Below are 25,216 nucleotides of genomic sequence, written 5' to 3'. Positions count from 1 at the left end.
TGCCGCGCTTTCACGTGGTGCGTGTCTGCTGTGACACAGAAGAAGTCGAACCTCCAGGGTTTCCGGTCGCCCGGGGACCTGGGGGTCCGACGTCATCGTTGCTCGGCATCCTACCCCTGCCCGCTGAGTTCTCCGTCACACCCCGGTCACGTCCGGGTAACGGTCCTCAGGCGCCCAGCAGGTCGGCGAGCGCCGTGAGGGCCCGGGCTGCCTCGGCGGGGTCGGCGACGCGTCGGCGTGCGAGCGTCTCGCCCGGGCCGACCTTGATCCCGAGGTCGGCCGCGCCGAGCACGGCGAACGCCCTCTCGTCGGTCACGTCGTCGCCCAGGTAGAGCACCGCCGGCGACCCCAGCCTCGTGCGCAGCGCGTCGAGCGCGATGCCCTTCGAGGTGCTCGTGACCGCGATCTCCACGACGTTCTTCCCCGTCATGGCGTGCGCGCCCAGCTCGTCGCCGAGCCGAGCCGCGGCGGCCGAGGCCTTGTCGGCCGCGGGGTGGGGAGACAGGCGGGTGTGCAGCACGGCCGCCGAGGGCTTGTGCTCGACCCACGCTCCCTCGACGGGGTCCGCGATCTCCTCGAGGCCCTGCGTGACGTGGGCCAGGAGGGCCGTCTGGGCGTCGTCGAGCGCGACGGGCACGAGGCGGACGCGGGCCGTGGTCCCGTCCGCGCGGACCTGGCTCCGCGCGCCGGGCGCGACGCCGGTGCGGTCCTCCCCGCCGGCATCGCCGGCAGCACCAGGACCACCGGCCGGACCGCCCTCGGGGGCAGGAGCGAGGACCTCGCCCGTCTCGGCGCCGTGGCTCCCGACGAGCAGCGCCCCCACGGGCGGCGAGGCCAGGCGCGCGAGGTCCTCGATCCGTCGACCCGACACGAGCGCGACCCGCACGCGGTCCGGGCCGAGCGCCGCGAGCCGCGCGAGCGCCGCGGCCGCGGCCGCGGTGGGGCGCGACGCGAGAGGGTCGTCGCCCAGGGGGGCGAGCACCCCGTCGAAGTCGCTCGCCACGAGCAGGGGGCCGCCCGCCGGCGCGCCGCCGTCGGGCGTGCGGGGGACGAGCGCCGCGAGCGCGGCGAGGTCGCGTCCGAGCCCGTCGTCGAGCGAGGTCACGGGGCCCGACGCCGTCACGCGCCCTCTCCCTCGACCGGCTCCTGGCGTCGGGGCGTGTCGCGCGACGGCATGGCCTGCAGCACGCCCAGGAAGGACTCGGACCACTTCGAGACGTCGTCCGCGAGGACGCGTCGACGCAGGCGGCGCATCCGCTTGCGCTGCTCGCGCGGGTCCATGTGGGCCGCCGCGACGATGATGTCCTTCATGCCGTCGATGTCGTGCGGGTTGACGAGCAGAGCACCGCTCGCGAGCTCGTCGGCCGCGCCCGTGAACTCCGACAGCACGAGCACGCCCTGGTCGTCCGAACGGGCCGCGATGTACTCCTTGGCGACGAGGTTCATGCCGTCGCGCAGCGAGGTGACGAGCATGACGTCGGCCGCGAGGTAGAGCGCGGCCATCTCCTCGGGCGGGTACGAGTGGTGGAGGTAGTGGATCGCGGCGTGGCCGATCTCGGCGTACTCGCCGTTGATGCGTCCCACGAGGGCCTCGACCTGCTCGCGCAGCTCCTGGTAAGCGCCCACGTTCTCGCGGCTGGGGCTCGCGACCTGGACGAGCGTGACGTGCTCGACGTCGATCCGCCCGTCCTGGAGGATCTCGCCGTAGGCCTTGATCCGGTGCCGGATGCCCTTGGTGTAGTCGAGCCGGTCGACCCCGAGCATCATGACCTCGGGATCTCCGAGGTCGGCCCGGATCTCGCGCGAGCGGGCCTGGACCTCAGGGGTCCGGGCGAGCTCGTCGAACGTGTGCGAGTCGATCGAGATGGGGAAGGCCGCGGCGCGCACGTGGCGGGCGGGGCTGTCCTCGGTCGCCGGGGTCGTGACGATGGGCCCGCGGGTCGTGTAGCCGGTCAGGCGACGCACCGCCCGGATGAAGTTCGAGGCGTCGCCCGCGCGCTGGAAGCCGATGAGGTCCGCGCCCAGGAGCCCGTCGATGACCTGGCGGCGCCACGGGAGCTGCTGGAACAGCTCGAGCGGCGGGAAGGGGATGTGGTTGAAGAAGCCGATGCGCAGGTCCGGTCGCTGCTCGCGCAGCATGCGGGGCACGAGCTGGAGCTGGTAGTCGTGCACCCAGACGGTCGCGCCCTGCTCGGCCTGGGCCGCGGCGGCGTCGGCGAAGCGCTGGTTGACGCGCCGGTAGGCGTCCCACCACTGCCGGTGGAACGCGGGGGGAGCGATCACGTCGTGGTAGAGCGGCCACAGCGTGTCGTTCGAGAAGCCCTCGTAGTAGCGCTCGATCTCGGTGGCCGACAGCGTCACGGGCACCAGGCGCATGTCGTCCGCGTCGAAGGGCTCGACCTCGAGGTCAGGCGCGCCGGACCAGCCCACCCAGGCGCCGTCCGACTTCTGCATGACCGGCTCGAGAGCCGTGACGAGTCCTCCCGGAGAGCGCTTCCAGTCGACGCGTCCCTCGTGGTCGACCGTGAAGTCGACCGGGAGCCGGTTGGACACCACGACGAGGTCGTAGCCGTCTTTGCCAGTCAATGGAGATCTCCTTGATATTCGGTTGAACGTCCGTGAATCTCCACCCAGGTTATCCGTGCCGCGTCTCACCTGCTCACGGGAGAGCAGGGCGCGGACGCGAATTGTCGATACCTTGACACCATGGAGGAGCCCAGCAGCAGATCTGTCGACCCGGCGCGGAGCAGCGGCACCGCGCGCCGTGGCGGGCTGCCGGCGGGCAGCGAGGTCGGGGGCTACCGCATCCTCGCGCGGCTCGGCGCCGGCGCGATGGGGGCGGTCTACGAGGCCGAGGACGGCGGCGGGAACCTCGTCGCGATGAAGTTCCTGCACGCGCACCTCGACGTCGACGCCCAGGGCCGCGACCGCCTGCGCCGCGAGGCCGTCGCGCTCCAGCGGCTGCGGCACCCCGCCGTCGCGCAGATCCTCGACGTCGAGCTCGACGGCTCGGACGCCTTCATCGTGACCGAGCTCGTCGACGGCCCCAACCTCGAGGAGGAGATCGCGACGGGCGGCCCGCTCGACGCACGCGACCTGTTCGAGCTCGCGGACCAGCTCGCCGAGGCCCTCGAGGCGGTCCACAGCGCGGGCGTGGTGCACCGCGACCTCAAGCCGAGCAACGTCCTGGTGACCCAGAACGGCCCGGTCCTCATCGACTTCGGGATCGCGCACGGGCTCGACGAGGCCCGCGCGACCTCGACCGGCCTGGTCATGGGCACGCCCGGGTACCTCGCCCCCGAGCTGCTCGAAGGGGCGGCGCCGAGCGCGAACAGCGACTGGTGGGGATGGTCGGCCGTGCTCGCCTTCGCCGCAACGGGCCGCCCGCCGTTCGGCATGCGTCCGGTCGAGGCGGTCCTGGCGCGCGCACGGACGGGCGAGGCGGACCTCGCGGGACTGGGGCCCCGCACTGCGGCCGCGCTCGCGGCGGCGCTCCGGGCAGATCCGGCGCAGCGCCTGGGGCCGTCGGAGGTCGCGGAGGTCCTGCGGCGTGCCGCGGACGAGGGGGACGGCCCGACGGCGCCACCCGCCACGGGAGCGACCGCGATCGTCCCGCCCACCTTCAGCGGGCAGGGGGTCGGCGCAGCGGCGGCCGGGGCCCTCGCCGCGACGCTCGCGGCCGCGGGCAGCGCGGCGGCCACCACCCCGACGGTCCCCGCCGCGACGCGGCTCGCGGGCGCTGGTGCCGGTGCTGCGGCCACCGTGGTGCTCCCCGCGTCGGCCGTCGACGTCATGCCGACGAGCGTCGTGTCCGCGACCCGTTCGGCGGTCCCGGTCCCCGGCGCTCCCTCGATCCCGCCGCTCGCGGCAACCCAGGTCCTCGCCAACGACGGGCGGACCGTCGCGATGCCTGCGGTCCCGCCGGGGGCACCGGTGCCGGCGCCGCAGCCGCCGCCCTCGGTGGTCCCGCGCGTCTCCCCGGTCCAGCTCCAGGGCCCCGTCCCCGCTGCAGCGCCAGGGCGGGCCCCGGTCCCTCCGCCCGGGTACGCCGTGCCCCCGTCCGCCACGACCCCCTACCCGCCGCAGCCGGGCCGACCCGCCGGTGCCGCGCCGTCGGGCACCGTGGCGCAGCCCGGGGGACCGGTCGCGGCGCCGCCCGGGCGGGACCCGTTGTTCGACGCGTTCGGTCAGCCCGTCGTGGCAGCCCCCGCCGATGCGTACGCCCGCCCGTCCCACCGGCACCGGAGCGGGACCCTGCTCGCGCTCGGCCTCCCGCTCGTGCTGCTCGCGGGCAGCCACCCCGGGGTCGCGTTCGTGCTCCTGTGCCTGCTCGTGGTCGCCGCGCGCGTCGTGGGCGTCGCCGCCGACTCGTTCCACGCGCACCGCGAGCGCAAGGGCGTCCAGCGCAGCGACGGCGTCCGGGTCGCGGTCTCGGTGCCCTGGTACGCGCTGCGGGCGGCCGTCGGAGCACTGCCGTCGCTCCTCGTCGCGCTGTGCGGCGGGCTGCTCGTCGCGGTCGGGGCGTGGTGGCTGCTCGCGCCCGGGATGGTCGTCCTCGCGCCCCAGCAGACGGTCGAGGCGCGGTCGGCAGGAGGCATGAACGAGGACTGGGTCTTCACCGTGGTGCTGTGCCTCGCGATGGCGGTGGCGGTGCTCCTCGCCTGGTTCGGCCCGCTCTCCGCGCTGACGCGGTTCGGGGCGCGCACGACCCTCGTGCACGTCGCACCGGGACGGGTGGGGGCGATCGTCCTCGTCGTGGTGGGGCTCGCGCTCGCGGCCATCGTGCTCTTCTCGCTCGGGAACGGGGCTCCCGTCGAGTGGGCGCCGTTCCCGGGTCCACCCCCGAGCATCTGATCCCGCAGCCTCACCGAAAACTCCCAGGCTGTCCGAGTACGCTGACCCCGTGACCAGGACGTCCGCACCGGGCGCACCACACGGTGCGTCGCCCGGAACGCCCCCGAACGAGACCGCGCCACGCGCTGCGGTCCGTACGGTCGTGCGCGCGCAGTCCGTCCGCGCGGGCTCCGCAGAAGCCTCGGTCCGCCGGTTCTCGACCGTGACCTCGCTCGTCGTCGCCGGGTTCCTGCTCGTCGTCGGGACCCTGTCCCTCCTCGCGGACCGCGGCTTCAGCGTCGTCCACCAGTGCCTGCCCGCCCCGGGAGGCTGGGGCGTCGCCGGTATCCACCTGGCCCTCCTGCGAGAGACCGCCGAGTGCCCGGCCGGGACCGCCGCCCTGGGGGGAGACCCCACGCGGGTCGTCACGGTCGTCGGGGTGCTGGCCCTGCCCGTGCTGCTCGCGCACCTCGCGCTCCTGGTCGCGGGCTGCGGCCTCGCCGCCGTCGCGCTGCGCGTCCGTGACCGGCTCGTAGGCGTCCTGCGCCCCCGGAACCTCGCTGTGCTGCTGCACCGCCCGCTCGCCCCTGTCGCCGACGCGTGCCGCCAGGTCGTCCGCTCGGCCACCAAGGTCCTGCACCATCTGGCGCTCGCCGCGGTGCGGTCGCTGCGGGGGCCACCGGTGGCTCTCGCGGCCGCCTGACGACTCGCCACCCGACTCGTCACCGCCGCGCGACCGGTGCCACCCGCACCCCGGCGCGCGCGGCACGGCCGCCTTCACGCGACCTGCGCGGCCCCTTCCGGGACACCGCGCCCCGAACGACTTCCAAGGACTCTCATGTCGACGAACGAATCCCGTCAGACCAAGGCCGACCGCCGCGACGCGGCCCGAGCCGAGGCCCTCGCGCTGCGCGAGGCACAGGCCAAGCGCGACAAGCGCAACCGAGCGATCACGATCGGCGCCCTCGTGGGCGGCCTCGCGGTCCTCATCGGCGCCTTCCTCTGGGTGTTCATCCCAGCGATGAACCAGAAGGAGGCTCGCGTCACCGAGCCGCTCACCGGAGTCACCGCGCCCGGCACGGCGAGCGACACGGCCGGCATCTCCATCGGGGCGGACGGTGTGGCCGGCACCAGCACCGACGGCGCGGTCGACGTCGGCGTGTACTTCGACTACATGTGCCCCATCTGCGGGCAGTTCGAGGAGATCAACGGCGCCTCGCTCGACCAGCTGCGCGAGGCCGGCGACGTGAACGTCGTGCTGCACCCCGTGGCGATCCTCGACCGCATGGCGAACGCCCAGCAGTTCTCGACGCGCTCGGCCGCTGCCGCCGCCTACATCGCCGAGCACGCTCCCGAGCAGCTCAACGCGTTCAACTCGGCGATGTTCGTCAACCAGCCCGAGGAGAACAAGGAGACGCTGACCGACCAGCAGATCGCCGAGATCGCCAAGAGCGTGGGCGTCCCGGCCGACGTGGCCGACAAGATCGCCGCGGGCGACGCGGTCGACCAGTTCGGCGACTGGGTCGAGGGCGCGACGAACCTGGCGACCCAGAACCCGGACCTCGCCAACCCGCAGAGCGGTGGGTTCGGCACGCCGACCATCACGATCAACGGTGAGCGCTGGGACGGGAACTGGAGCGACCCGACCGCGCTCTCCGCTGCGGTCGAGGCGGCCAAGGGCTGATCCCCTTCCGGTGCCGAGCATGCGGTTGCCGTCGTTCCCGGGCTGGGAACGGACGCCGACCGCATGCTCGGCGCACGCCGACCGCATGCTCGTGCCGCGGCGGCCCCCGGCGATGCCCGGTCGAGGGACGTCCATCGGATGCACCGGACGTCCACGGCACGCCCGGCACCCGGTAGGCTGTTCGCGCACCTCAGGGTGCCGCTGCCCTCGGGTGGCGTGCCGCCTTAGCTCAGCTGGTAGAGCACTCGCCTTGTAAGCGAAAGGTCGTCGGTTCGAACCCGACAGGCGGCTCCGTCAGGAACGACGAAGGCCGGTGTCCCGCAGCTCGAGCTCGCGGGACACCGGCCTTCGTCGTCGCAGCACCAGGGGGTGCTCGTGCCTCAGGGACGCCGACACCCTGCAGGCGCCCGGGCCTTGTGCCCGGCTCGCTACTGCGACTGCACGGGCGTCAGCACGGGCACCTTGGGCTCTCGCAGGTCGCCCGAGGACTGCCCGCGGAGCCGCCGCGTCGCCCACGGGTACACGTGCACCCGCACCCACTCGGCGTTCTGCCGGGCGCGGTCGAGGAGCGGGACGGGCGGCAGTGGCGACAGCGGGTCGTCCCACGCGGCGTCGTCGGGCGCCTGGCCCAGGCCCACGAGCGCGGCCTGCGCGACGCGCCGGTGCCCGTCCGGGGTCAGGTGGATGCGGTCCTCGGACCACATGCGCCAGTCGTGGAGCGACGCCATGCCCCACAGGTCCAGGACGTGCGCGCCGTGACGGCGCGCGATCGACCAGATGTGGGTGTTGTAGACGCCCACGCGGCCGCGCGTGAGGCCCACGAGGGGCGACCCCGACGTGTCGAAGCCCGTGCCCAGGAGGACGTCGATGCCCTCGGCGCGCAGCCGGGCGACCGCGTGCTCGAGGTTGCGGGCCAGGCGGTCGACGTCGGCCGCGGGACGCAGGATGTCGTTGCCACCGCCGATGAGGCTCACCAGGTCCGGCTTGAGCGCGATCGCGGCCGGCACCTGCTCGGTCAGGATCGAGCGCAGGAGCCGGCCGCGGATCGCGAGGTTGGCGTACTGGAGCGGGGCCCGGCCTGCGGCGCTGCGTCGCGTCGACAGGTGCCCTGCGAGGAGGTCGGCCCAGCCGCGCTGGCGGTCCGGGTCGTTCGGGTAGGGGTCCCAGAGTCCTTCCGTGAACGAGTCGCCGATCGCGACGTAGCTGGCCCATCGGGGCGTGTTCTCATCGTCCGGGTGCGAGGTGGTCACCGGTCCATTGTGTGACAACGGGGGCCGTGCGTCGCGTGACCTCCCGGCCCGACGGCACGACCCGGCCCGGCCCGACGCCGTGCCTCAGGCCGCTGGCAGCGTCCAGTCGACGGGGGCCGCACCCTGGGCGACGAGCAGCTCGTCGACGCGCGAGAACGGCCGGGACCCGAAGAACCCCCGCCGGGCGGACAGCGGGCTGGGGTGCGCGCTCTCGACCACGGGCGTGCTGCCCAGGAGCGGCTTGAGCGTCGCGGCGTCGCGTCCCCAGAGGATCGCGACGAGCGGGCGGTCGCGGGCCACGAGCGCGCGGATCGCGGCCTCGGTGATGGCCTCCCAGCCCTTGCGGCGGTGCGACCCGGCGTCGCCGTCGCCGACCGTCAGGACCCTGTTGAGCAGCATGACGCCCTGGTCGCTCCACGCGGACAGGTCGCCGTGCACGGGCGTCGGGGTCCCGAGGTCGGTCGCCATCTCGGCGTAGATGTTCTGGAGCGAGCGTGGCACGGGGCGCACGTGCGGCTGGACGGAGAACGACAGGCCCATGGCGTGGCCGGGTGTGGGGTAGGGGTCCTGGCCCACGATCAGGACGCGTACGTCGGCGAGCGGGCGCTGGAAGGCCCGCAGGATGTCCGACGGCGCAGGCTGGTACGGGCGTCCGGCCGCGGTCTCCGCGCGGAGGAAGTCGCCCACGGCGCGCAGCTGCGGCTCGACGGGAGCGAGGGCGGCCGCCCAGTCGGGGGCCATGATCTCGTCGAGCGGTCGTTGCGAGACGGTGGCCGAGGAACGGTCGAGGGAGTCGGCGGAGGCGGGCGTCGCGGAGCTGTTCACGCGGCGAGAGTACGCGAGCCGTTGAATGACACCTTTGTCGTTCGCGCGTAGGCTGAAGACGCCCAGGTCCCCACCGTTCGTCGGTGCAGGACGTCCCGACGAGTGAGGAACTGCCCATGAGCGAAGCGTTCGCCGAGACCGAGCACCTCGTCGCACCGTCCCTGGACAGCACGGGGCCGGACGAGCAGCAGGGTTCTGGACTCTCGGAACGCGACCAGCAGATCCTCGCTTTCGAGCGTCAGTGGTGGAAGTACGCGGGCGCCAAGGAGCAGGCTGTCCGCGAGCTCTTCGACATGACGGCGACCCGCTACTACCAGGCGCTCAACGCCCTGATCGACTCCCCTGAGGCACTGGCCCACGACCCCATGCTCGTGAAGCGTCTGCGCCGGATGCGGTCCACGCGTCAGCGCGCCCGCTCAGCTCGCCGGCTCGGCGACGTTTAATCTGCCGGGCGAGACGGGCTACCCTGTCGGCGTGAGCAAGAGCGATTACCCCTACGCGCCCGACGAGTTCGACGTCCCCGCGCCCGAGGGCGCGCCCGTCGGGGTGTACCGCGCTCCGCGCAGCAGGTGGAGCAAGACCTGGCCGTTCCTGCTCGTCGCCGGGATCTTCGCTGTCGTCGGGATCGGCGGCGTCTACGCGGTCTCCGGAGGTTTCGGCGGAACGACGCCCGAGGCCGAGGCCAAGCCCCCGGCAGCGTCGGCTCCCGCCGAGGAGCCCGCGACCGAGGAGACCCCGGTCGAGGAGGAGCCCTCGACCGAGGAGACGCCGGTCGAGGAGGAGTCGCCCGCGGACCCCGCGACCGACATCACCGCCCTGCTGGCAGCAGCCGACAAGGGAGCGTTCGTCCGCGTCCTCAACGACAAGGGCCCCGAAGGGGAGTCTCGTGTCGGCAAGGCAGCCCTGGACGCCAAGGGGTTCACCAAGGTCGAGTTCGCGGCCTACCCCGGTGACTCGGGCGTCACGGTCAACTCGATCTGGTACGCCGCGGACCGCAAGGAGACGGCGATGGCCGTCGCCGCTGTCCTGGGTGTCCCGGCCGAGCAGGTCAAGCAGGTGGACGTCCGCGAGGGCGACGTCCTGGTGATCGTGAAGTCCGCGCTGACCGTCGCCCCCTGACCTGCCGCGTGCGGGTCTGCGGCGGCTTCTCGTCGGCTGACGGACCGCAGCGCTCAGGGTCCCGTCCGTCGCCGCCCCCGTCCTGAACGTCCTCGGCGTGCACGGCGTCGCGCGTACCGGTGACGGCGCGCACCCCGCGGGCTAGGCTCGGAGGCACCGAGGGCGGTGGTCGTCCTCGGGCGACCGCGGCAGGTCCGCGCCGGCACACGAGGAGACGTCCATGGCCCAGGGCACCGTCAAGTGGTTCAACGCCGAGAAGGGCTTCGGCTTCATCACCCCCGACTCGGGCGGCCAGGACCTCTTCGTCCACTTCAGCGCGATCCAGAACGACGGCTACCGCACCCTCGACGAGGGGCAGGCCGTCGAGTACGAGCCAGGACAGGGCCAGAAGGGCCCCCAGGCAGAACAGGTGCGCCCGCTCTGAACGCCGTGACCCCGGCGCGTCACCTGACCGAGGTGGACGTCGTCGTCGTCGGATCCGGGCCCAACGGCCTCGCCGCGGCGGTGACGTGCGCCAGGGCCGGGCTGTCCGTGCGGGTCCTCGAGGCACAACCCACGATCGGGGGCGGGTCGCGGACCCTGGACCTGGGGCTGGCCGAGGGCTTGGTCCACGACATCTGCTCCGCGGTGCACCCCATGGCGTGGGCGTCGCCGTTCTTCCAGGCGTTCGACCTTCCCTCGCGCGGCGTCGAGCTGCTCGTCCCGGAGGTCTCGTACGCCCAGCCGCTCCCGGGGGGCCGCGCGGGGATCGCCTACCGCGACCTCGACCGGACGGTCGACGGGCTGGGGGTCGACGGCGCCGCGTGGCGTTCGCTCGTCGGCTCGCTGTCACGCAACACGGGCCATGCGGTCGCGACCGCTCTGGGCGACAAGCGGAGCATCCCGGCGGGGCTCCTCCCGCGCGGGGTACCGACCGCGGCCCGGTTCGGGCTCGGCGTCCTCGAGCAGGGCACCCGGGCCTGGGACCGACGCTTCGTCGGGGACGTCGCCCCCGCACTCTTCACGGGCGTCGCAGCGCACGGGATCGCGCCCATGCCCTCGCTGGCCTCGGCCGGGGTGGCGATGCTGCTCGCGTCGCTCGCGCACACCGAGGGCGGCTGGCCCGTCCCGCGCGGCGGCTCGGGGGCGATCGTGACCGCGCTGGTCGCGGACCTCGAGGCGCACGGGGGTGAGGTCGTGACGGACCACCCGGTGCGCTCGGAGTCGGACCTCCCGCCCGCCCGGGCCGTCATCTTCGACACGACTCCCCGCACCGTGGTCGAGGTGTTCGGTTCCCGTCTCACGGGACGCGCGGCCAGAGCGCTCACGGCGTTCCCCTACGGCAACGCGGCCGCCAAGGTCGACTTCGTGCTGCGAGGCCCCGTGCCGTGGCAGAACGCCGAGGTCGGGCGTGCCGGGACGGTCCACGTGGGTGGCGCACGGGCCGAGATGGCCGCCGCGGAGGCCGCGGTCGCGCAGGGGCAGCACGCCGAGCGGCCCATGGTCCTCGTGAGCGACCCGAGCCTCGTCGACGAGACGCGTCGGGTCGGTGACCTGCGACCCCTGTGGTCGTACGCGCACGTCCCGGCCGGCTCCACGCTCGACGTCACCGAGGCGATCACCGCCCAGATCGAGCGCTTCGCACCGGGCTTCCGCGACGTCGTCGTGACCTCGCGGTGCGTGCCCGCCGCGCGCATGAGCGAGCACAACGCCAACTACGTGGGCGGGGACATCGCGGCGGGGGCCGTCAGCATGTGGCGCGTCCTGGCACGCCCGAGCGCGCGCCTCGACCCGTACGCGACCGGCCTCGACGGGGTCTACCTCTGCTCGGCGTCGACCCCACCGGGACCCGGTGTCCACGGGCTCGGCGGGTGGTACGCGGCCCAGCGCGTGCTGCGGCGGGAGTTCGACGTCCCGCACCTGCCCGCGCTGGCTCCCTGACGGCTGCCCGACCTCGGACCGCGCGAGGAAAGCACGAGGGCCCCACGAGGGAGCTCCTGCGTCCGGACCCGCAGGGAGCCGGGTCTCGGGTGGTTTAGGCCCAGGCCCAGGCCCAGGCCCAGGCTCAGGGGGCCGGGGCCGCCGCCTCGGCCGCCGCCTCGATACGCCGGTCCTCGAGCTCGACCAGCGTCAGCACCACGAGCGACGAGCTCCACGTGAGCGGTGCGACCGCCGCGGGCGAGCCGTCCGCGAGGACCTTCTCGGGGATCGCGCCGGACGCCGTCCGGTGCGTGCCGAGCCAGTCGAGCCAGCTCTCGGCGGCCTCCTCCTCGCCGATCGAGGCGCCCGCGAGGGCGAACAGCGCGGTCTGCGGCGTCCAAGACACGCCGTCCGTCCGCCAGCCCGCTCCCGGGGCCACCCCACCGGCCGGACGGAGCATCGACATGACCGAGGACCGCCAGGCGTCCTCCGCCCCGCTGAGCGCCGTGGGCTGGAACGGCGGGAGCGCGAAGGTCGTCGCAGCGTCCTGCGCCCCGCCCGACACGGCCCGCGGGTAGCCCTGCGAGCCGAACCGGTCCTCGATCGCGGACCGCAGGCGCATCGCGGCGCTCGCCGCGCCCGCCGCACGGTCCCACCGCTCGCCGTCGCGGTAGAAGGCCATGGCGCCCTCGAGCCCGGCGAGCAGGGGGGCTGCGGTCCCGAGGGTCAGGTCGGTCGGGTGCACCTCCCAGTAGTCGCTCGACGGCGGCGGCAGGTCCGTGTCGTCGTCGAGCAGCGCGAGCACGTGCTCGGTCGAGGCGTCGACGAGGGGCGCGAGGCGCTCACGGGCGTCGTCCCGGGCGCCCGGGGCGTCGATCTCGTCGAGCACGGTCCATGCCGCCCACAGGGCCCACCCGTTGCCGTCCGACTGGATCCCGCGGTCGTCAGGGACCCCTGAGGCGTCGGGGAGGTATCGGGCGTGGAACGAGCCGTCGGGCTCCTGGACCGAGCGCAGGAAGTCGAGCACGCGCAGCGCGTCGTCGACGTGACCGGTCCGCGCGTACGCGGCCGCCGTGAACGACGAGTCGCGCGGCCACACGTAGCGCCAGCGCGGGGACGCCGCGGCGAGCGAGGCGCCGTTCTCGAGCGTCAGGGTGTGCAGGTCGAGCAGGGCGTCCTCGCCGAGCTCCTCGAAGCGGGTGCCTGCGCCCGGGACCCGGCCGGCGGCGAGCCAGGCCCGGGACGCGGCTCCGCGCGCTCGGCGCCCGCGACGTCGAGCAGGGACCCGGCGGTCACGGGGGAGCCCGCGACCTGGCTGAGCCGGTCCACCTCGCCGTCGGCCGCGTCGATCCCGTCCGTGAGCCAGGCGGGGTCGAGGGCTGCCGGGTCGAGGACCCTGCTGCCGTCGAGGTAGGTGGCGCCCATGCCCGCGGGGAGCCGCAGGAGGACGCCTGGGCCTGCGGTCGCGACGCCGTCCTGGTACAGGTCGATCTGGACGTCGGTCGGCTGCGGGGTCGGGGTGGCCCCGGCCGTCACGAGCACCACGACGGGGGCGATCGCCGCTCCGAGCACCGCCAGTCGCCACCTCTTTGTCGCGAATCTCACACTGGGCATCCTAGGGCGAGCCGGACGTGCGTCGTTCCGCTGGGGGCGATAGGGGTCGTACGGCCTTGCACTCGCACCGGCAGAGTGCCAATAATGGCGTTAGCACTCTCGTCATGAGAGTGACAGTTTTCTCTGGTCGTCAGGTGAGGCCCGCGAGTCGGCGTGACAGGAACGTCGTCGTGCGCGAGCCGTCCGTCGCGGGCGCCGACCGACCGTCACACGCCACCAGCGGAGGATCAATCCCCATGGCAAAGATCATCGCCTTCAACGAGGAGGCACGTCGCGGGATGGAGCGCGGGCTCAACGTCCTCGCCGACACCGTGAAGGTCACGCTCGGCCCCAAGGGCCGCAACGTCGTCCTCGACAAGAAGTGGGGCGCGCCCACCATCACCAACGATGGTGTGAGCATCGCCAAGGAGATCGAGCTCGACGACCCGTACGAGAAGATCGGTGCGGAGCTCGTCAAGGAGGTCGCCAAGAAGACCGACGACGTCGCGGGTGACGGCACCACCACCGCGACCGTGCTCGCCCAGGCGCTCGTGCGCGAGGGCCTGCGCAACGTCGCGGCCGGGTCCAACCCGATCGCCCTCAAGCGCGGTATCGAGAAGGCTGTCGAGGCCGTGACGGCCCAGCTGCTCGTCGCCGCCAAGGACATCGAGACCAAGGAAGAGATCGCTGCCACGGCCGCGATCTCGGCCGGTGACCCCGCGATCGGCGAGCTCATCGCCGAGGCCCTCGACAAGGTGGGCAAGGAAGGCGTCATCACCGTCGAGGAGTCGAACACGTTCGGCCTCGAGCTCGAGCTCACCGAGGGCATGCGCTTCGACAAGGGCTTCCTGGCCCGCTACTTCGAGACCGACCCCGAGCGTCAGGAAGCGGTCCTCGAGGACCCGTACGTCCTGATCGTCGAGTCGAAGATCTCGAACGTCAAGGACCTGCTGCCGCTGCTCGACCAGGTCATGAAGGCCGGCCGCAGCCTCCTCATCATCGCCGAGGACGTCGAGGGCGAGGCCCTGGCCACCCTCGTGCTGAACAAGATCCGTGGCACGTTCAAGTCCGTCGCCGTCAAGGCTCCGGGCTTCGGCGACCGCCGCAAGGCCATGCTGCAGGACATCGCGATCCTCACCGGTGGCCAGGTCATCTCCGAGACGGTCGGCCTCAAGCTGGAGACCGCGACCCTCGACCTGCTCGGCCAGGCTCGCAAGGTCGTCGTCACCAAGGACGAGACCACGATCGTCGAGGGTGCCGGCGACGCCGACCTCATCGCGGGTCGCGTGAACCAGATCCGTTCCGAGATCGAGAAGTCGGACTCCGACTACGACCGCGAGAAGCTCCAGGAGCGCCTCGCCAAGCTCGCCGGTGGTGTCGCGGTCATCAAGGCCGGCGCCGCGACGGAGGTGGAGCTCAAGGAGCGCAAGCACCGCATCGAGGACGCCGTCCGCAACGCGAAGGCTGCCGTCGAGGAGGGCATCGTCGCCGGTGGTGGCGTGGCCCTCATCCAGGCCGGTGCCGTCGCGTTCGAGACCGCCGCGATCACCGACCTGGTCGGCGACGAGGCGACCGGTGCGCAGATCGTGCGCGCCGCGATCGACGCCCCGCTCAAGCAGATCGCGATCAACGCCGGTCTCGAGGGTGGCGTCGTGGCCGAGAAGGTCCGCAACCTCCCCTCGGGCCACGGCCTGAACGCCGCGACCGGCGTCTACGAGGACCTGCTCGCCGCAGGCGTCAACGACCCGGTCAAGGTCACGCGCTCCGCGCTGCAGAACGCTGCGTCCATCGCAGCGCTCTTCCTCACGACCGAGGCGGTCGTCGCGGACAAGCCGGAGAAGAACCAGCCGATGCCGGGTGGCGACGGCGGCATGGGCGGCATGGACTTCTGATCAGTCCGTCCGCGCCGCGGGGCTCGTAGAGCCCGCGCAGCCGACACGAAGGGCCGTCCGACCAGGGAGACCTGGCCGGGCGGCCCTTCGCCGTTCCCGGTCCCGGCCGGCACGGCGCCTCAGCCCGTGACCCGATCGTGACCCGGGAAACGGAGCGTTAACACCGCGGGCAGCGCCGGCGAAACACCGTCTCCCTAGCGTCTACACCAGTGGGCACAGCGTTGTATACGCCCCTCGTGGACGGCCGGGAGAGGTCGCCAGAGGGCGCCCACCGACCGCACGACGGACCGCTCGGCACCGAGCGCTCCGGTCCTGTCGACCTTCGGTGAAAGGAACCTCGGTGGCCACCTCACGAGCAACCGCACGCGCTCTGCCCGCTGCAACCCTCGTCCTCGCGCTCGTCCTCTCCGGGTGCGGCGCCCGGACCGACGCGAGCGGGGGGAGCGCCTCGTCCGCGGCGGCCAGCTGCGTCGACGTCTCGGGCGACAGCGTCAAGATCGGACTCCTCAACTCGCTCTCCGGGACCATGGCGATCTCCGAGCAGACGGTCCACGACTCGCTCCGGCTCGCGGTCGCGGAGATCAACGCCGACGGCGGCGTGCTCGGCAAGCAGCTCGAGGTCGTGGCCGAGGACGGCGCGTCCGAGCCCACGACCTTCGCGGAGAAGGCCGAGAAGCTCATCACGGACGACTGCACCGCGGCGGTCTTCGGCGGCTGGACCTCGGCCTCGCGCAAGGCCATGCTCCCGGTCTTCGAGAACAACGACGCGCTGCTCTTCTACCCCGTGCAGTACGAGGGCCTGGAGTCCTCCCCGAACATCTTCTACACGGGCGCCACGACCAACCAGCAGATCGTGCCGGCCCTCGACTACCTCAAGGAGCAGGGGGCGACCTCGATCTTCCTCGTGGGATCCGACTACGTCTTCCCGCGCACGGCGAACAAGATCATCAACGCCTACGCGGAGGCCAACGGCATCGAGGTCCTCGGCGAGGAGTACGCGCCGCTGGGCCACACCGACTTCTCCACGATCGTCAACAAGGTCAAGGCCGCCGGTGCGGACGCCGTGTTCAACACGCTCAACGGCGACTCCAACGTGGCGTTCTTCAAGGAGTACAAGAACGCGGGCCTGGGCCCGGACGCCATGCCGGTCGTGTCGGTCTCGATCGCCGAGGAGGAGGTCGGGGGCATCGGCATCGAGAACGTCGAGGGCCAGCTCACGGCCTGGAACTACTACCAGACCATCGACAGCCCCGAGAACACCACGTTCGTCGAGGCCTTCAAGGCCGAGTACGGCGACGACCGGGTCACGTCCGACCCCATGGAGGCCGCGTACGCCTCGGTCTACCTCTGGAAGGGCATGGTCGAGAAGGCGAAGTCCTTCGCGGTCGGCGACATCCAGGAGGCCGCCGGCGGCGTGACCTTCGACGCCCCCGAGGGGACCGTCACGGTCGACGGCGAGAACCACCACATCGCCAAGACGGCGCTCATCGGCAAGATCGGCCCCGACGGGCTGATCCACACCGAGTGGAGCTCGGGCGAGCCCATCGAGCCCGACCCGTTCCTCACGGGCTACGACTGGGCCGAAGGCCTGTCCTGACCTGACCCCGCACCCCGGTGGGGCCCGACGGCGGAACGCACGCTCCGCCGTCGGGCCCACCGGGGGCGCGGCGCCCCCGTCCCGCACGCACCCCACCGGAAGGCTGACCGCCCATGGACGTGCTGTTCTCACAGCTCTTCGCCGGGCTGAGCCTCGGCTCGGTCCTGCTCCTGGCCGCCCTCGGCCTCGCCCTGACGTTCGGCCAGATGGGCGTCATCAACATGGCCCACGGCGAGCTCATGATGGCCGGCGCCTACACCGCGTTCGTCGTCCAGGGCGTCGTCTCGGACGCGGGACTCTCGCTCCTCGTGTCGCTGCCGGTCGGCTTCCTGGTCGGCGGGCTCCTGGGACTCCTCCTCGAGGTGACCCTGATCTCGCGCATGTACCGGCGCCCGCTCGACACCCTCCTCGTGACGTGGGGGGTCGCGCTCGTGCTGCAGCAGGTCGCGCGCGACGTGTTCGGGGCGCCCAACGTGGACGTCCGCGCCCCGTCCTGGCTGAGCGGCGCCGTCGAGATCTTCGGCGTCGGGATGCCCAGGACGCGCGTGTTCATCCTCGTGCTCGCGCTCGTCTGCGTGGGCGTCCTGGCGCTGGTCCTGCGGACGACGCCCCTGGGGCGCCGCATCCGCGCCGTGGTGCAGAACCGCGACCTCGCCGAGGCCTCGGGCATCTCGACGCGCCGCACCGACCGCCTGACGTTCTTCATCGGCTCGGGCGTCGCGGGGGTCGCGGGCGTCGCGCTCACGCTGCTCGGCTCGATCGGCCCGACGCTCGGCACCAACTACATCGTCGACGCGTTCCTCGTGGTCGTCGCGGGCGGGATCGGCCAGATCAAGGGCACCGTGATCGCCGCGTTCGGCCTCGGGATCCTCCAGGCGACCTTCGAGTACTCGACCACGGCGAGCGTCGCCAAGGTCCTCGTGTTCGTCGTGATCGTCCTCTTCCTCCAGGTCCGCCCCCAAGGACTGGTCACCGTCCGGACGAGGAGCCTCGCATGACCTTCCTCCAGCGTCTCCTCACCAACCCCCGCAGCCGGGTCCTCCTGGGCTTCGCGCTCGCCGCGGTCCTGCTGTTCGCGGTCGCCCCGGCGACCATGTCCACGTTCCGGCTCAACCTGCTCGCCAAGTTCCTGTGCCTCGCGATGGTCGCGGTCGGGATCGGTCTCGCCTGGGGCCGGGGCGGGATGCTGACGCTCGGCCAGGGCGTCTTCTTCGGTCTCGGCGCGTACATCATGGCCATGCACCTCAAGCTGGCCGACGCGGGCCCGGGCGGGGTGCCCGACTTCATGATGCTCTACGGGTCGGGCGTCGTCCCGGCCTGGTGGGAGCCGCTGCGCAACCCCGTGCTCGCGGTGCTCCTGGTCGTGCTCGTCCCCACGGCTCTCGCGGTGGTGCTGGGGCTCGCGATGTTCCGTCGGCGCGTGCGGGGGGCGTACTTCGCGATCCTCAGCCAGGCGCTCGCAGCCGCGTTCGCGATCCTCCTGGTGGGGCAGCAGGCGACGACGGGCGGGACCAACGGTCTCAACGGCTTCCGGTCGTTCTTCGGGTTCGACCTGACGGACCCGGTCAACAAGCGCATGCTCTTCTTCATCGCCGCGGGCACGCTGCTCGTGATGGTGGCCGTGGTCCGTCAGCTCATGCTCTCGCGGTTCGGCGAGCTCCTCGTGGCGGTGCGCGACCAGGAGAACCGGGTGCGCTTCCTGGGGTACGACCCCGCGACGATCAAGGTCGTCGCGTACGCGGCCGCCGCGGCCATGGCGGGGATCGGCGGGGCGCTGTTCGTGCCGGTCGTCGGGATCGTCTCGCCCGCCGACGTGGGTGTGGTGCCCTCGATCGGGTTCCTCATCGGCGTCGCGATCGGCGGTCGGGCCACGCTCCTGGGCCCGGTCCTGGGCGCGGTGGCGGTGAGCTGGGCGCAGACCTCGCTCTCCGAGCAGTTCCCGTCGGGCTGGATCTACTTCCAGGGCGCGCTGTTCGTCCTGGTCGTCGCGTTCCTGCCGGGCGGTCTCGCGTCGCTCGTCTCGCGGTGGGCCCGACGCCGGAGCGCGCCGCCCGCGCCCGGTGCGCCAGCCGCGGGGCTCGCCCCGGAAGAAGCGCCCGTCGTCGGGAGGTCGGCATGACGCAGGAGGAGAACATGGAGACGACCGAGGGTCCGGCCCCGGTGGGCATCGACCTGGCTGCGGCCGACGCGGTCCTGGGGGCCGACGACGAGCGCTTCCGTCACGACTACCTCGAGGTCCGGGGCCTGCACGTCGAGTTCGACGGGTTCGTCGCGGTCCAGAGCGTCGACCTCACGGTCGTCCAGGGCGAGCTGCGCTTCCTCATCGGTCCCAACGGTGCGGGCAAGACGACGATCGTCGACGCGATCACGGGGCTCACGCGCGCGAGCGGGTCGGTGCGTTTCGGCGGGACCGAGCTGCTCGGGCGCAAGACGCACAAGATCGCGCGCGCCGGCGTGGGGCGCACGTTCCAGACCGCGAGCGTGTTCGAGGAGCTCACGGTCCTGCAGAACCTCGACATCGCCGCGGGGGCCGGCCGGGGGCCGCTCACGCTGCTGCGGCAGCGCCGGGGCGTGCCCGAGCCGGTCGAGCAGGCCCTCGAGACGATCGGCCTCGCGCACCTGCGCGACACCCGCGCGGGCATCCTCGCGCACGGGCAGAAGCAGTGGCTCGAGATCGGGATGCTCCTGGTCCAGGACGCGCGCCTCCTGCTGCTCGACGAGCCGGTCGCGGGCATGAGCCAGGCCGAGCGCGAGCAGACGGGGCTGCTGCTCCAGCGGGTCGGCGAGCAGCGCACGGTCGTCGTCGTGGAGCACGACATGGAGTTCCTGCGGAGCTTCGCGTCGTCGGTCACGGTGCTCCACATGGGGTCGGTGCTCTCGGAGGGGACGTACGCGCAGGTCCAGGCGGACCCGCGCGTGCAGGAGGTCTACCTCGGTGCGGCGGGGGCCGCGCGCGGTGCCCGACGGCGCCGCTCGCCCGGGGCCGGGACCTCGCCCGGTGCGGAGGTCCCCTCGGGCGGGCCGGCTCTCTCGGGCGAGGCGGCCGCGCCTCTCCGGGCGCCTGCCGACCCGATGCCCGCCAACCCCGACGAGCCGTCGCCGAACGAGGCCCCCGTGGCTCCGGGCACGGCAGCCGTCCAGGACCCCTCTGCTGGGGCCGACCGCACGGCCGTCGCACCGACGACGAAGGAGAGCTGATGCTCGAGATCACCGACCTGCACGTCGGCTACGGACGCACCGAGGTGCTGCACGGGGTGGACCTGAGCGTGCCCCCGGACGGGGTGGCCGCGGTCCTGGGGCACAACGGGGCGGGGAAGACCACGCTGCTGCGTGCCGTCGTCGGGCTGCTGAAGGTGCGCACGGGGACCGTGTCCTTCGACGGGACGGACATCACGCGCCTGCCCACGTTCGAGCGGGTCCGGCGCGGGCTCGCCTACGTGCCCCAGGGGCAGCAGGCTTTCGGCGACCTCACGGCCAAGGAGAACCTCCAGCTCGTCGCCGACACCCGGCGAGACGGGGCCCGGCGCACCGACGAGGCGCTCGACCTCTTCCCCGCGCTGCGGGGACTGCTCGACCGCCGGGCCGGGCTGCTGTCCGGCGGTCAGCGGCAGCAGCTCGCGATCGCGCGCGCCCTGGTGACCGCGCCGCGGCTGCTGATCCTCGACGAGCCGACCGAGGGGATCCAGCCCTCGGTCGTGACCGAGATCGAGGACGCGATCCTCTCGCTCACCGAGGCCGGCGGGCTCTCGGTGCTGCTCGTCGAGCAGCACGTGGGCTTCGCGCTCGGGGCCGCGGAACGCTTCGTGGTCCTCGAGTCCGGCCGGGTGAGCGCCGAGGGCGAGGGCGGCGCGAGCGCCGAGGCCGACGTGCGCGCGATGATGGCAGTGTGATGACGGGTCGGGCGCTGCCTGCACGACCCGACGGCGGAGGGAAGTGGGCCAGATGAGTGGGACGACCGAGGCGGCGGAGGTCGCGCCGACCTCCCTGCGAGAAGCGGTCTACGCGGCCCTGCGGACCGAGATCCTCAACGGGCGCGTCGGGCCGCGCGAGCGGCTCACCGAGCCCAAGCTCAGCAAGCGGTTCGAGGTCTCGCGCACGCCCGTGCGCGAGGCACTGAGCCGGTTGCTGTCCGACGGCCTGGTCGAGCGGACGGACTTCGGCTACGCCGTGGTGCTGCCGAGCCTCCAGGACCTGCGCGACCTCTACGAGCTGCGGGTCACGCTCGAGCTGCGCGGGGTGTCGAGGATCATCGAGAACGCCGACCTCGCGTACGACCTCCCGGCCGTGCGCGCCGAGCTCGACCGGTGGTACGAGATCCGCGAGGACGTCCCGCCACCGGACCCGGGCTTCGTGATGCTCGACGAGCAGTTCCACACCGCGCTGTCCCGTGCGGCGGGCAACCAACGGCTGACCGACGCCCTCGTGGTGGTCAACGAGAAGGTGCGTGCCGTGCGCATGTACGACTTCATCGAGCACGAGCGCATCCAGGTCACGGTCGACGAGCACATCGAGATCATGGAGCTCGTCCTGGCCGACGACCTGCTCGCGGCCAGGACGGCGCTGCACAAGCACGTGGGCGAGTCGCTCGAGGTCGTCATGGAGCGGGCCAGCGGTGCCATGTCCCGCATGGCGCTCGCGGGCTGAGCGGCCGCGGCCGGTCCGGACGGGTCCTGCCCGACCGGACCGGCCGTCTCGTAACACGCGCTTAACGGCGTGACCGACCCTGCGAAACAGCCGCTTCCTAGCGTGTGAGCACTGGATACCGAGGTGTATACACCCCGGTCCACCTGTGCTCCGGACCGACCGGAGACCGTCCTCACGGGGGTCCTCATGTTCGACACGCTGCTGGTCGCCAACCGGGGCGAGATCGCCGTCCGGATCATCCGGGGGGCGCAGGGCCTCGGTCTGAAGACCGTGGCCGTCTACTCCGACGCCGACCGCGACGCACCGCACGTCCGGCTCGCCGACGCCGCGGTCCACCTGGGGCCCGCTCCCGCCGCGCAGAGCTACCTCGACGTCGAGCGCGTGCTGGGCGCGGCCGCGGAGTCCGGTGCCGGTGCGGTGCACCCCGGCTACGGCTTCCTGTCCGAGAACGCGGCGTTCGCGGCCGCGGTCGAGGCGCGCGGGATGGCTTTCGTCGGTCCGACCCCCGAGCACCTGCGGGTGTTCGGCGACAAGGCCTCGGCCCGGGAGGCCGCCGCGCGCAGCGGGGTCCCGCTCGTCGCCGGCAGCGGAGTGCTCGACGGCGTCGAGGACGCCCTGGCGCAGGCCGGGCGCATCGGGTACCCCGTGATGCTCAAGGCCGTCGGCGGGGGCGGCGGGATCGGGATGCACGCGTGCCACGGGCCCGCCGACCTGACCGACGCCTACCTGCGCGTCGAGCGGCTCGCGGCGTCGAGCTTCGGGTCGGCGGGACTGTTCCTCGAACGGTTCGTCACGCGGGCCCGGCACCTCGAGGTCCAGCTCTTCGGTGACGGGAGGGGCAGGGTCGTGTCCCTCGGCGACCGCGACTGCTCGCTCCAGCGCCGCCACCAGAAGGTCGTCGAGGAGGCCCCCGCGCCAGGGCTCGACGACGCGCTGCGCGAGCGGCTGCACTCCTCGGCGCGCCGCCTCGCGGCCTCGGTGGGTTACCGCTCGGCGGGCACGGTCGAGTACGTCTACGACGTCGAGCGCGAGGAGCTCTCGTTCCTCGAGGTCAACACCCGTCTCCAGGTCGAGCACCCGGTGACCGAGGCCGTCACCGGGGTCGACCTCGTCGCCTGGATGCTCCGCCTCGCGGGCGGCGAGGACGACCTCCTCGACGGCGTGCCCGACGAGGGCCCGACCCGCACGGGGCACGCGGTCGAGGCGCGCGTCTACGCCGAGGACCCGCGCCGGGGCTACCGGCCGAGCGCAGGTCTGCTCACGCACGTCACTCTCCCCGAGGACGAGCCGGGCATCCGGGTCGACACCTGGGTCGAGGCCGGCCAGGAGGTCACCTCGCACTACGACCCGCTGCTCGCCAAGGTGATCGGGCACGGGGCGGACCGCGAGGCGGCGCTCGACGCCCTGGCCGCGGCGCTCGCGGGCTCGCGGCTCGTGGGCCTGCAGACCAACCTGCCGCTCCTGCGCAGCGCGCTCGACGACGCCGTGGTGCGCGCGGGCGAGCACACGACCGGGACCCTCGCGTCGGTCGTCGACGACGAGCCGTGGATCGAGGTCCTGGCCCCCGGCGTCATGACGACCGTCCAGGACTGGCCCGGGCGCGTGGGGCACTGGGACGTCGGGATCTCGCCCTCGGGCCCCATGGACGACCTGTCGTTCCGGCTCGGCAACCTGGTGCTGGGGAACGGTGAGGGAGCGCCCGGGCTCGAGTGCACCCTCACGGGGCCGCGGCTGCGCTTCTCGCACGGCGCGACCGTGTGCGTGACGGGGGCCGACGCGGTCGTCACGGTCGACGGGGAGCCCGTGCCCCAGTGGGAGCCCGTGGTCCTCGCCGCAGGCTCCGTGCTCGAGGTCGGGGCCCCGCTCGACGCGGGGCTGCGCACCTACGTCTTGATTGCCGGAGGCCTCGACGTCCCCGACTACCTGGGCTCGGCCTCGACGTTCACGCTCGGCGGGTTCGGCGGGTACACCGGTCGGGCCCTCGTCCTCGGTGACGTGCTGGTCCCGGGCGAGGCCGAGGCGTCGACCGGGGCTGCGGCTCGCGCCGTGCCCGTGGCCGACCGCCCCGTCCTGGGGCACGCGTGGGAGATCGCGGTCCAGGAGGGACCCCAGCCGGCGCCCACCTACTTCACGCGGGGCGACATGGAGCTGATCTACGGCACCACCTGGGGCGTCCAGTCCCACGCGAACCGCACCGGGATCCGGCTCACCGGGCCCGCGCCGACCTGGGCGCGCCCCGACGGCGGGGACGCGGGCCTGCACCCGTCGAACCTGCACGACAACCCCTACTCGGTCGGCGCGCTCAACGTCAGCGGCGACACGCCCATCCTGCTCGGCCCCGACGGACCCAGCCTCGGCGGCTTCGCGTGCCCGGTCACGGTCGTGGCGGCCGCCCGCTGGAAGCTCGGTCAGATCCGGCCGGGGGACACCGTCCGGTTCGTGCCGGTGACCCCGGCCGCCGCGGACGAGCTCCGTGGCTCCGACCGGCTGCGTGCGCAGCCCACCGTCTCGCCCGGGTCCGTCCGGACGACGGGCGACGACGGCGTCCTGGCGACGTCGGGCGTGCGGCGAGGGACGCCGTCGGGAGACCGGCCCGAGGTCGTGTACCTGCGCGGAGGCGACGACAACGTGCTCGTGGAGTACGGCGAGCGGACGCTCGACCTGGGCCTGCGGATGCGCGTCCACGCGCTGTCCGAGGCGCTGCTCGCGCTGGGGCTCGCGGGTCTGGTCGACGTGACGCCGGGGGTCCGGAGCCTGCACCTGCACGTCGATCCGGACGTCCTGCCCGTCGGGCGGCTCGTCGGGATCCTGCAGGACCTCGAGGAGGACCTGCCCGCGACCGTGGACCTGCGCGTGCCCAGCCGCCGCATCCACCTGCCGCTGAGCTGGGACGACCCCTCGATCCAGGAGGCCGTCTCCCGGTACGCCGCGGGCGTCCGCCCCGAGGCCCCGTGGCTCCCGTCCAACATCGAGTTCATCCGGCGCATCAACGGCCTGGACACGGTCGAGGACGTGCGACAGGCGGTGTTCGACGCCGAGTACCTGGTGCTGGGCCTCGGCGACGTCTACCTGGGTGCGCCCCTCGCGGTGCCGCTCGACCCGCGCCACCGGCTCGTGACGACCAAGTACAACCCGGCCCGCACGTGGACCCCGTCGGACGCGGTCGGCCTCGGGGGCAAGTACCTGTGCGTGTACGGGATGGAGAGCCCCGGCGGGTACCAGCTCGTCGGCCGGACCGTGCCCATCTGGAGCGGGCACCGTCAGCGCGGCGTGTTCGAGCAGGGCAAGCCCTGGCTCCTGCGCTTCTTCGACCGGGTCGTGTGGCACCCCGTGAGCCCCGAGGAGCTGCTCGAGCAGCGCGCCGACTTCGCGGCCGGGCGGCTCGACGTCGAGGTCGACGACGAGACGTTCGGCCTCCGCGAGCACCTCGACTTCCTCGCGGAGAACGCGGGGTCGATCGAGGCGTTCACCGCTCGCCAGGACGTCGCCTTCGCCGCCGAGCGCGCGGCCTGGGCGGCCTCGGGCGAGCTCGACCGGGGGAGCGAGGGCGAGGCTCCCAGACCGTCGACGGGGACCGGCGCGGCCGACGGCACGCTCGACGTCGACGTCCCCGACGGCCACCACGTGGTGCACGCCCCCATGGTCGCGAGCGTCTGGCGGCTCGAGGTCGAGGTCGACCAGGTGGTCGAGCAGGGGGACCCGCTGCTCGTGCTCGAGGCCATGAAGCTCGAGCTGCGGGTGACCGCGACGGGTGCCGGTCGCGTCGCCCGCCTCCTGGTCGAGCCCGGGCGGCTCGTCGGACCCGGGACGCCGCTGGTGCTCGTCGCCGACGCGTGAACGCGCCGCGCCCCCTACCTGCCGGCCAGCAGGTCCGGGGCGC

General features: G+C 73.2%; 21 protein-coding genes and 1 tRNA gene. 16 read left to right on the top strand and 6 right to left on the bottom strand.

The window, feature by feature from the left end; genetic code table 11:
• Nucleotides 1–166: 166 nt before the first annotated feature.
• Both H9641_RS06325 and otsA read right to left on the bottom strand, forming a co-directional pair.
• On the bottom strand, nt 167–1,123 hold the full coding sequence (locus H9641_RS06325) for a trehalose-phosphatase (protein ID WP_318244413.1): 957 nt from the start codon (nt 1,121–1,123) through the stop codon (nt 167–169).
• Nucleotides 1,120–2,586: an alpha,alpha-trehalose-phosphate synthase (UDP-forming) gene (gene otsA / locus H9641_RS06320; RefSeq protein WP_225220087.1), complete on the bottom strand. Its 1,467-nt coding sequence runs from the start codon at nt 2,584–2,586 to the stop codon at nt 1,120–1,122. The genes H9641_RS06325 and otsA overlap by 4 nt, the downstream gene beginning before the upstream one ends.
• Before the next feature lie 120 nt (nt 2,587–2,706).
• Here otsA and H9641_RS20035 point away from each other — a divergent pair, with 120 nt between their 5' ends.
• From H9641_RS20035 to H9641_RS06300, 4 genes are all read left to right on the top strand, one after another.
• Entirely contained in the window at nt 2,707–4,854 is a 2,148-nt protein-coding gene (locus H9641_RS20035; protein WP_225220086.1) for a protein kinase domain-containing protein, read from the top strand.
• A 49-nt stretch (nt 4,855–4,903) separates the two neighbouring features.
• Complete coding sequence (locus H9641_RS06310) at nt 4,904–5,536, top strand: hypothetical protein (RefSeq protein WP_191802028.1); 633 nt, start codon at nt 4,904–4,906, stop codon at nt 5,534–5,536.
• Between the two features lie 135 nt (nt 5,537–5,671).
• Nucleotides 5,672–6,517 carry a DsbA family protein gene (locus H9641_RS06305; RefSeq protein WP_191802026.1) on the top strand — a complete coding sequence of 282 codons (846 nt, stop codon included), beginning with the start codon at nt 5,672–5,674 and terminating at the stop codon, nt 6,515–6,517.
• 218 nt (nt 6,518–6,735) lie between these two features.
• Nucleotides 6,736–6,808: transfer RNA gene (locus tag H9641_RS06300), tRNA-Thr, on the top strand.
• 137 nt (nt 6,809–6,945) lie between these two features.
• On the opposite strand, the gene H9641_RS06295 is transcribed toward H9641_RS06300, so the two are convergent.
• Together H9641_RS06295 and H9641_RS06290 are read right to left on the bottom strand one after the other, a co-directional pair.
• The gene (locus H9641_RS06295) at nt 6,946–7,767 is read right to left on the bottom strand and encodes an SGNH/GDSL hydrolase family protein (protein ID WP_318244412.1); all 822 of its coding nucleotides are present in this window, start codon (nt 7,765–7,767) and stop codon (nt 6,946–6,948) included.
• Nucleotides 7,768–7,851: 84 nt separating this feature from the next.
• Entirely contained in the window at nt 7,852–8,592 is a 741-nt protein-coding gene (locus H9641_RS06290; RefSeq protein WP_318244411.1) for a uracil-DNA glycosylase, read from the bottom strand.
• Between the two features lie 116 nt (nt 8,593–8,708).
• Between H9641_RS06290 and H9641_RS06285 the strand changes: the two genes are divergently transcribed.
• The 4 genes from H9641_RS06285 to H9641_RS06270 all read left to right on the top strand — a co-directional run bounded on the left by H9641_RS06285 (nt 8,709) and on the right by H9641_RS06270 (nt 11,631).
• Nucleotides 8,709–9,035, top strand: coding sequence for a DUF3263 domain-containing protein (locus H9641_RS06285; protein WP_225220085.1), 327 nt, complete (start codon nt 8,709–8,711; stop codon nt 9,033–9,035).
• A gap of 31 nt (nt 9,036–9,066) precedes the next feature.
• Complete coding sequence (locus H9641_RS20655) at nt 9,067–9,711, top strand: LytR C-terminal domain-containing protein (RefSeq protein WP_191802024.1); 645 nt, start codon at nt 9,067–9,069, stop codon at nt 9,709–9,711.
• 220 nt (nt 9,712–9,931) lie between these two features.
• Nucleotides 9,932–10,135, top strand: coding sequence for a cold-shock protein (locus H9641_RS06275; protein ID WP_056645298.1), 204 nt, complete (start codon nt 9,932–9,934; stop codon nt 10,133–10,135).
• 5 nt (nt 10,136–10,140) lie between these two features.
• Complete coding sequence (locus H9641_RS06270; protein ID WP_318244410.1) at nt 10,141–11,631, top strand: phytoene desaturase family protein; 1,491 nt, start codon at nt 10,141–10,143, stop codon at nt 11,629–11,631.
• A 124-nt stretch (nt 11,632–11,755) separates the two neighbouring features.
• Here H9641_RS06270 and H9641_RS06265 read toward each other — a convergent pair whose 3' ends face one another.
• Nucleotides 11,756–12,709 (bottom strand): glycoside hydrolase family 15, encoded by a 954-nt coding sequence (locus tag H9641_RS06265; RefSeq protein ID WP_191802023.1) that lies wholly within the window; start codon nt 12,707–12,709, stop codon nt 11,756–11,758.
• 50 nt (nt 12,710–12,759) lie between these two features.
• Nucleotides 12,760–13,215 carry a hypothetical protein gene (locus H9641_RS06260; protein ID WP_191802021.1) on the bottom strand — a complete coding sequence of 152 codons (456 nt, stop codon included), beginning with the start codon at nt 13,213–13,215 and terminating at the stop codon, nt 12,760–12,762.
• Between the two features lie 245 nt (nt 13,216–13,460).
• Here H9641_RS06260 and groL point away from each other — a divergent pair, with 245 nt between their 5' ends.
• From groL to uca, 8 genes are all read left to right on the top strand, one after another.
• Nucleotides 13,461–15,095 (top strand): chaperonin GroEL, encoded by a 1,635-nt coding sequence (gene groL / locus H9641_RS06255; RefSeq protein WP_056645303.1) that lies wholly within the window; start codon nt 13,461–13,463, stop codon nt 15,093–15,095.
• A gap of 340 nt (nt 15,096–15,435) precedes the next feature.
• Entirely contained in the window at nt 15,436–16,692 is a 1,257-nt protein-coding gene (gene urtA / locus H9641_RS06250; protein ID WP_191802019.1) for an urea ABC transporter substrate-binding protein, read from the top strand.
• Between the two features lie 113 nt (nt 16,693–16,805).
• On the top strand, nt 16,806–17,690 hold the full coding sequence (gene urtB, locus H9641_RS06245) for an urea ABC transporter permease subunit UrtB (RefSeq protein ID WP_191802017.1): 885 nt from the start codon (nt 16,806–16,808) through the stop codon (nt 17,688–17,690).
• Entirely contained in the window at nt 17,687–18,811 is a 1,125-nt protein-coding gene (gene urtC / locus H9641_RS06240; RefSeq protein ID WP_191802015.1) for an urea ABC transporter permease subunit UrtC, read from the top strand. The genes urtB and urtC overlap by 4 nt, the downstream gene beginning before the upstream one ends.
• On the top strand, nt 18,808–19,890 hold the full coding sequence (gene urtD, locus H9641_RS06235; protein WP_225220084.1) for an urea ABC transporter ATP-binding protein UrtD: 1,083 nt from the start codon (nt 18,808–18,810) through the stop codon (nt 19,888–19,890). Before urtC ends, urtD begins: the two co-directional genes overlap by 4 nt.
• Nucleotides 19,890–20,582, top strand: coding sequence for an urea ABC transporter ATP-binding subunit UrtE (gene urtE / locus H9641_RS06230; RefSeq protein ID WP_191802013.1), 693 nt, complete (start codon nt 19,890–19,892; stop codon nt 20,580–20,582). The genes urtD and urtE overlap by 1 nt, the downstream gene beginning before the upstream one ends.
• Nucleotides 20,583–20,634: 52 nt before the next feature.
• Nucleotides 20,635–21,336 carry a GntR family transcriptional regulator gene (locus H9641_RS06225; RefSeq protein ID WP_191802011.1) on the top strand — a complete coding sequence of 234 codons (702 nt, stop codon included), beginning with the start codon at nt 20,635–20,637 and terminating at the stop codon, nt 21,334–21,336.
• A 186-nt stretch (nt 21,337–21,522) separates the two neighbouring features.
• Nucleotides 21,523–25,173: an urea carboxylase gene (gene uca / locus H9641_RS06220; RefSeq protein WP_191802009.1), complete on the top strand. Its 3,651-nt coding sequence runs from the start codon at nt 21,523–21,525 to the stop codon at nt 25,171–25,173.
• Nucleotides 25,174–25,216 lie beyond the last annotated feature (43 nt).

Source organism: Oerskovia merdavium, assembly GCF_014836755.1.
Lineage (GTDB): Bacteria > Actinomycetota > Actinomycetes > Actinomycetales > Cellulomonadaceae > Oerskovia > Oerskovia merdavium.
This window is presented reverse-complemented; position numbering and strand designations above follow the sequence as displayed.

Bases quoted from the DNA above. Each gene is read 5' to 3' on its own strand.
- H9641_RS06285 (WP_225220085.1), top strand. From the start codon at position 8,709: ATGAGCGAAGCGTTCGCCGAGACCGAGCACCTCGTCGCACCGTCCCTG.
- H9641_RS06275 (WP_056645298.1), top strand. From the start codon at position 9,932: ATGGCCCAGGGCACCGTCAAGTGGTTCAACGCCGAGAAGGGCTTCGGC.
- H9641_RS20035 (WP_225220086.1), top strand. From the start codon at position 2,707: ATGGAGGAGCCCAGCAGCAGATCTGTCGACCCGGCGCGGAGCAGCGGC.
- urtB (WP_191802017.1), top strand. From the start codon at position 16,806: ATGGACGTGCTGTTCTCACAGCTCTTCGCCGGGCTGAGCCTCGGCTCG.
- urtC (WP_191802015.1), top strand. From the start codon at position 17,687: ATGACCTTCCTCCAGCGTCTCCTCACCAACCCCCGCAGCCGGGTCCTC.
- urtD (WP_225220084.1), top strand. From the start codon at position 18,808: ATGACGCAGGAGGAGAACATGGAGACGACCGAGGGTCCGGCCCCGGTG.
- uca (WP_191802009.1), top strand. From the start codon at position 21,523: ATGTTCGACACGCTGCTGGTCGCCAACCGGGGCGAGATCGCCGTCCGG.
- H9641_RS06305 (WP_191802026.1), top strand. From the start codon at position 5,672: ATGTCGACGAACGAATCCCGTCAGACCAAGGCCGACCGCCGCGACGCG.
- urtE (WP_191802013.1), top strand. From the start codon at position 19,890: ATGCTCGAGATCACCGACCTGCACGTCGGCTACGGACGCACCGAGGTG.
- H9641_RS06225 (WP_191802011.1), top strand. From the start codon at position 20,635: ATGAGTGGGACGACCGAGGCGGCGGAGGTCGCGCCGACCTCCCTGCGA.
- groL (WP_056645303.1), top strand. From the start codon at position 13,461: ATGGCAAAGATCATCGCCTTCAACGAGGAGGCACGTCGCGGGATGGAG.